Raw genomic sequence first — 5,850 nt, 5'->3', positions numbered from 1 at the left:
CCACACCTTGTCTCCCCTCCCCTCGCAGTCCCGGGGGGAGGGGCCCAGGGCCACCGCACGGCCTTTCCCGTCCCAACCTCCCCTGATTGGCCTGCCCATGACCGAAACAGTCCCCACGGGGTCGCCGATATCCCAGACCGCCCAAGGTGACGGCCGGATCGAGCTCGCTCCCGAGGCATTCCCCGCCGACAGTCCCTTCGCCAACGAGGACCTGCGTCCCGTCCCGGTCTCCGAGCGCAAGTGGACGACGTACAACTTCGCGGCCCTGTGGATCTCCATGGCCCACTGCATCCCCAGCTGGACCCTGGCCTCCGGCCTGGTCGCCCTCGGCATGGACTGGAAGCAGGCCGTCTTCACCATCGCCCTGGCCAACATCATCGTGCTGCTTCCGATGCTGGCCACCGGGCACGCCGGACCCAAGTACGGCATCCCCTTCCCGGTGCTCGCCCGCGCCTCCTTCGGCCTGCGCGGCGCCAACATCCCGGCGCTGATCCGGGCGGCCGTGGCCTGCGGCTGGTTCGGCATCCAGACCTGGATCGGCGGCAGCGGCATATTCGCCCTGGGCTCCAAGCTCACCGGAGGCGAGTGGGAGAACGCGGGGAAGATCGCGGGCAATCCGTGGCCGCTGTGGCTCTGCTTCGTCCTCTTCTGGGCCGCGCAGATCGCCATCATCTACCGCGGCATGGACTTCCTGCGGCACTTCGAGAACTGGGCCGCGCCCTTCGTGATCGTCGGCGCGTTCGTGCTGCTGATCTGGATCGCGGTCAAGGCGGACGGCTTCGGCGCGCTGCTCGACCAGCCCTCGAAGCTGGGCTGGGGCCCCGACTTCTGGCCGGTCTTCTTCCCGTCCCTCATGGGAATGATCGGCTTCTGGGCGACTTTGTCACTGAACATCCCGGACTTCACTCGCTTCGGCGCCAGCCAGAAGGCCCAGACCTGGGGTCAGTCGCTCGGCCTGCCCACGACGATGACGCTCTTCGCGGTCCTCGCCGTGCTGGTGACCTCCGGCTCCGAGGCCGTCTACGGCGAGGCCATCTGGGACCCGGTCACCCTCGCGGCCAAGACGGACAACGCCTTCGGTCTGCTCTTCGCGCTCGTCATCGTGCTGGTCGCCACGATCTCCGTGAACATCGCGGCGAACGTGGTCTCGCCGGCGTACGACCTGGCCAACCTGGCACCGAAGCTCATCAACTTCCGTACGGGCGCGCTGATCACCGGTGTCCTCGGTGTGCTGATCTTCCCGTGGAAGCTGATCTCCACGCCCGAGTTCTACATCTTCACCTGGCTCGGTGTGGTCGGCGGTCTGCTCGGCACGGTCGCGGGCATCCTGATCGCCGACTACTGGATCGTCCGCCGCACGGTGCTGCACCTCGCGGACCTGTACACGCCGGGCGGCCGCTACTGGTACTCGAACGGCTGGAACTGGAAGGCCGTGGCCGCCTTCTTGGTCGGTGGTGTGCTCGCCGTCGGCGGCTCGTACTCGGGCGTGGACGCCAAGGGTGTGAAGACCGGCCCGTTCCCGGTCGACGGACTGATCCCGTTCCTGAAGCCGCTCGCCGACTACGGCTGGGCCGTGGGCCTGGCCGCGTCGCTGGTGCTGTACGTGGCGCTGATGGGCGGAAGGGAGCGGCAGCCGGCCGACGCCTGAGGCAACGGCGGCCGCCCGACGGGGTGGCCGCGCGGGGACATCCGACCTACTGGGAGTCCTCCAGCGCGGCCACCGCCTCCTTCGCGGCCTTGATGGCGCCCTTGTTGATCTCGTCCGTGTCGGGCGCCTTCTTGGTCTCGAAGTCGCTGCCGTTGTACGTGACGACCACCAGGGCGTTGGAGACCCGGGCGATCACCACGCCCTCACGCGTCTGCTGCTTCTTCTCGGTGGTGAGGTTCACTACGGAGTAGGCCGTGTCACCGAGGCCGGGCACGGCGCCTCCGCCGCTCTTCTCCTTGGTGCGCTGCTCGTAGGCGGTCCGGGCCTTGTCGTCGGAGTCCTTGATCTCGTACGAGATGTCGAGCCAGCGGTAGTCGTACCCCTTGAGGGCGTTCCAGGAGCAGGTGCGGCGCACGGCCTTGTCCGTAGACGTGATCTCCTGCCCCGCCGTCTTGGCACCGGGAACAAGGGATTTGACCGTTTTCTCCGAGATGCCCTTGCAGGGTGTGGGAGCCTGCGGGTACGTCTTGGCGGCCGCGGACGTCGAGGGAGCGGACTCGTCGGACCCGGGCGCGGCGGCGTTCTTCCCGGCCGAGTCATGCTCCCCGGCCGGGGTCGCGGCGAACGGACCGGACGTCAGGGCCCAGCCGGCCGAGGCGAGTACGACGACCGGCAGGAGACGGGCGGTGAGGGCGAGCGGCAGTGGAAGATCACGCACGATGTGGTTTTCGGGGGAGACGGTGTGGGGTTCCGCACGGCGGTGGGGGACGCCAGTGTCACATGCATATCTGTGAGGCGGAAGGGCCAACTCGCTCCGTGGCTGTGCGATCACTGAGGTCACTGCCCCTGTGCGGGGCCCGGCGGCACGCGGGTGGGCGGAGTGAATCCCTCCGCGGAGGGTGCGTGCGAGGATCGGCGCGTGATCGCGATACGCCGCTCCTCGTCCCGGTACGCACTCCTCGTCAGCGTGCTGGCGCTGTGCGCGAGCGGGTGCGGACTCTCCACCGAGCTGGACCGTGAGTTGGATCCCGATCCCTCGCGCCCGCCGGCCACGACCAGGCCCCCCGAGCCGTCTCCCGTGTCGCCGTCCGGGGCCGTGACTCCCGACGCCTCACCGTCGGTACCGGTCCAGCCGCAGCAGGGCTGCCCGCCGTCCGGTGTGCGCTTCGGTACCGAACTCGTCAACGCCGCGATGGGGCTGCGCGCCACGACCCTCACCGTGACCAACTGCTCGTCCAAGCCGTACGAGTTGAACGGCTACCCCTCCGTCACGGTGCTCGACGAGTCGGGCGCGCCCATGAAGGGCGTACGCGCCGTCGAGGGCACGGACAAGGTGCCCATGGCCCCGCAGGACCCCGGCCCCGAGCCTGTGACCCTCGCCCCGGGCGAGACTGCGGGCGCGGGGCTGTACTGGCGGGTGGCCGTCGAGAAGGGCATGTTCCTGCGAGTCGCACCCAGGAAAGGCGACGACGTCACGACCGTACGCGTCCAGGACTACCTCGACATCGGTCCGGAGAACGTCCTGGGGGCCACACCGTGGAAGAAGATCCCCTGAGAACCGGTCGCCGCACCCCCACCCGTGCGGCCGTGATTAACCGGTTGCGGGGTGTCGCGCGGGATCAGCAGCCTTGAACGCATGACTCAGCCGCAGACTGCCACCGAGGCCCAACCACCCTCCCTGCGCGAGGAGATCCTCGCCTACTACGAGCGCGGGGAGGAGGACGCCCGCCTCAGACAGGGAGCCGGACGGCTGGAGTTCTGGCGCACCCAGGAGCTGTTGCGCCGGCTCCTGCCGGGTGCGCCCGCGCGCGTGCTCGACATCGGCGGGGGCAGCGGTGTGCACGCGGAGTGGCTGGCGGGCGACGGGTACGAGGTGGAGCTCGTGGACCCCGTACCGCTCCACCTCGAACAGGCCGCCCGGCTGCCGGGCGTCAGCGTCCGGCCCGGCGACGCCCGCGACCTGCCCGCCGAGGACGCCGCCTACGACGTGGTGCTCCTGCTCGGGCCCCTCTACCACCTGCCGGAGCGCGCCGACCGGGTGCGTGCGCTCAGCGAGGCACTCAGGGCGGTCAAGCCGGGCGGACTGGTCGTCGCGGCCACGATCAACCGTTTCGCGTGTCTCCACGACGGCCTTCAGCTGGGGCACTACTTCATCCCGGCGCGCCGCGCGCGGACCGACGTCGTCCTGGTCGACGGCCGCCATGTGCCGGCCCCCGAGGACCCGCTCTTCACCACCGCGTACTTCGCCGACCCCGCCGAGGTCCCCGGCGAGTTCACCGACGCGGGGCTCGTGTGCGAGGGGCAGTACGGCGTCGAGGGCGTCGCCTGGCTGATGGGTGGCGTCGAGGGGTGGCTGGACGACCCGGAGCGGCGGGAGGCCGTCCTCGCGGCGACCCGGCGGATCGAGTCCGAGCCGTCGCTGCTGGGCGTGAGCGGGCATCTGCTCACGGCGGGCAGGCGGGACCTTCACAACAGGCCGTAGCCCGGGGAGTCCGCGGTCAGGGAGCGGACGGCGCGGTGCGCGCCCGGTGGCGGCGGACCGCGTCGCGGTTGGCGCAGCGTGGGGAGCAGTAGCGCTGCCTTCCGGTGCGAGAGGTGTCGGCGAAGATCGTGGTGCACTCGGTCACGGCGCAGCGGCGGAGGCGGTGCATGCCCCGTCCCGCGAGGTGCAGTGCGGTGCCCACGGAGATCAGGGAGAGCAACTGGGAGCCGAGGGGCAGTCGTTCGTCGCGGTAGTGCAGGTGCCAGCCGGTTCCGGCGTGGTTGGTCATCCGCGGGTAGGCGGTGGCCGCTGCCAGCATGCGGTTGATCAGTGCGGCGCGCTCGTGCTCGTCGGTGGCGTCGACGACCGTCTCCCACGCCTCCAGTGCCTCCAGGGCGTGGTCGAAATCCCGTGGTGTGACCGGGAGTTCCAGCACCAGTCCGGCGGCGCGGCAACGGTCCGCGAGTTCCTCGGCATCGGCCGGGCGCCGGTTGGCCAGATCCGTGGCCAGCTTCACGGCGTCCTCGCCGTAAGGGTTGAGATTCACAAGGGCATTACAGCAGCCTGGTCGGTATGCGACAACGCACCGGAGACCGGTCCGACGTACGGCAGGCCGTGGAGTACGACCTCGTGGAGCTCGTGCGTCTGCAGGCGTCGCTGTTCGAGCTCACCTCCGCGTCGGCGTCGGCGGACGAGGACTGGCTGGACGCCCTGGCCGTGGTGCTGAAGGAACAGCTGACCGCGGACGCCGTACGCATTCTCGTCGTGGACGACGGCGACCGCGACGGCGGTCTCGCCGCCTGTGGCATCGGCGTGATCGAGCAGCGGCTGCCCGGCCCGCACCTGCGCGACGGCCGGATCGGTCACGTGACCGGTGTGGTCACCGACCCGGCGCACCGGCGACGCGGTCACGGCCGCTCGATCATGCGGGGACTGCTCGGCTGGTTCCGGGAACGCGAGGTCTCCCGAGTGGACCTGTACACCTCCACCGACGGCGAACCGCTCTGCCGCACCCTCGGCTTCGCCGACCACCCGGACGTCGCGCTGACGCATGCGCGCAGCTGGGATGGGCAGGTCCTGAGCGCCGACCGGACCGCCCGTCGCGCGCACACAGCGAGGTGAGAGCTGCATGTTCACCACCCGGCCCACCCTCCAGGGCACCTTCGGCATGGAGGCGCCGAGTGGAGGGCGCTGACCTGTCTCTTCGGCGGCTGAAGCGGTGCTGACCTGCGGTGATGCGTCCCCAGGGGAGGTCCCGGCGCGATGGCGTTCACCTGCGGATTCACGGTGGATCTTCCAAATCAGCGCGGCGAGTTGAGGATCTGCCCCTCCTCCGCACGGCCTGGGTCGGTGCCGTCGCGCGCCAGTGGTAGAAGCTCGAGCGGCAGATGCGATATTTCACGGACATGTGCAGGATCCCCCTGCTTCTGGTTCGGCGACCTCGCAGCGCAGAGCAGAGCTGGCCCGCAGGTGGATCAGGCAGTCCGGGCAGTGGCGCGAGAGGTGCACGAGGTAGCGGGGGTGGGCGGTGAGGTAGGACTGGGCGCCGCCGGTCGCATCGCGCAACCGCCATCCGTCCTCGTCGGTCGGGGTGTGCCACGACGGGGCGACCACGCGCATGGCGTCTCCCCACAGTTCCCCGCCAGCCACCCCCTTCAGGACGACGACCTGGTCGCCGGCCTGGAAGTGCTGGTGGGTGATGTCCCTGTCGGGGGTGAGC

6 protein-coding genes and 1 pseudogene are annotated in these 5,850 nt (G+C 70.2%); 4 read left to right on the top strand and 3 right to left on the bottom strand.

Going from position 1 to position 5,850, the window contains the following annotated elements:
* Positions 1-97 precede the first annotated feature (97 nt).
* Positions 98-1,648 (top strand): NCS1 family nucleobase:cation symporter-1, encoded by a 1,551-nt coding sequence (locus FNH08_RS42680; protein WP_152776888.1) that lies wholly within the window; start codon positions 98-100, stop codon positions 1,646-1,648.
* 46 nt (positions 1,649-1,694) lie between these two features.
* On the opposite strand, the gene FNH08_RS42675 is transcribed toward FNH08_RS42680, so the two are convergent.
* Positions 1,695-2,366, bottom strand: a complete 672-nt coding sequence (locus FNH08_RS42675; RefSeq protein WP_322726364.1) for a hypothetical protein — start codon at positions 2,364-2,366, stop codon at positions 1,695-1,697.
* Positions 2,367-2,567: 201 nt separating this feature from the next.
* Here FNH08_RS42675 and FNH08_RS42670 point away from each other — a divergent pair, with 201 nt between their 5' ends.
* Positions 2,568-3,203, top strand: coding sequence for a DUF4232 domain-containing protein (locus FNH08_RS42670; protein ID WP_152776887.1), 636 nt, complete (start codon positions 2,568-2,570; stop codon positions 3,201-3,203).
* Positions 3,204-3,284: 81 nt separating this feature from the next.
* Positions 3,285-4,130 (top strand): class I SAM-dependent methyltransferase, encoded by an 846-nt coding sequence (locus FNH08_RS42665; protein WP_152776886.1) that lies wholly within the window; start codon positions 3,285-3,287, stop codon positions 4,128-4,130.
* A gap of 16 nt (positions 4,131-4,146) precedes the next feature.
* Here FNH08_RS42665 and FNH08_RS42660 read toward each other — a convergent pair whose 3' ends face one another.
* Positions 4,147-4,677 carry a CGNR zinc finger domain-containing protein gene (locus FNH08_RS42660; protein WP_322726363.1) on the bottom strand — a complete coding sequence of 177 codons (531 nt, stop codon included), beginning with the start codon at positions 4,675-4,677 and terminating at the stop codon, positions 4,147-4,149.
* A gap of 26 nt (positions 4,678-4,703) precedes the next feature.
* On the opposite strand from FNH08_RS42660, the gene FNH08_RS42655 reads away from it, so the two are divergent.
* Positions 4,704-5,252: a GNAT family N-acetyltransferase gene (locus FNH08_RS42655; protein ID WP_152776885.1), complete on the top strand. Its 549-nt coding sequence runs from the start codon at positions 4,704-4,706 to the stop codon at positions 5,250-5,252.
* A 276-nt stretch (positions 5,253-5,528) separates the two neighbouring features.
* Here FNH08_RS42655 and FNH08_RS42650 read toward each other — a convergent pair.
* Positions 5,529-5,850 (bottom strand): annotated as a pseudogene (locus FNH08_RS42650) (inverse autotransporter beta domain-containing protein); the annotation flags it as partial.

It is taken from the genome of Streptomyces spongiae, assembly GCF_009377185.1.
Classification (GTDB): domain Bacteria; phylum Actinomycetota; class Actinomycetes; order Streptomycetales; family Streptomycetaceae; genus Streptomyces; species Streptomyces spongiae.
Note: the sequence above shows the minus strand (reverse complement) of the source record. Positions and strands in the feature narration are given on the sequence as shown.

Excerpts from the sequence above, each read along its gene's own strand:
- FNH08_RS42680 (WP_152776888.1), top strand. The coding sequence starts at position 98 with ATGACCGAAACAGTCCCCACGGGGTCGCCGATATCCCAGACCGCCCAA.
- FNH08_RS42665 (WP_152776886.1), top strand. The coding sequence starts at position 3,285 with ATGACTCAGCCGCAGACTGCCACCGAGGCCCAACCACCCTCCCTGCGC.
- FNH08_RS42655 (WP_152776885.1), top strand. The coding sequence starts at position 4,704 with ATGCGACAACGCACCGGAGACCGGTCCGACGTACGGCAGGCCGTGGAG.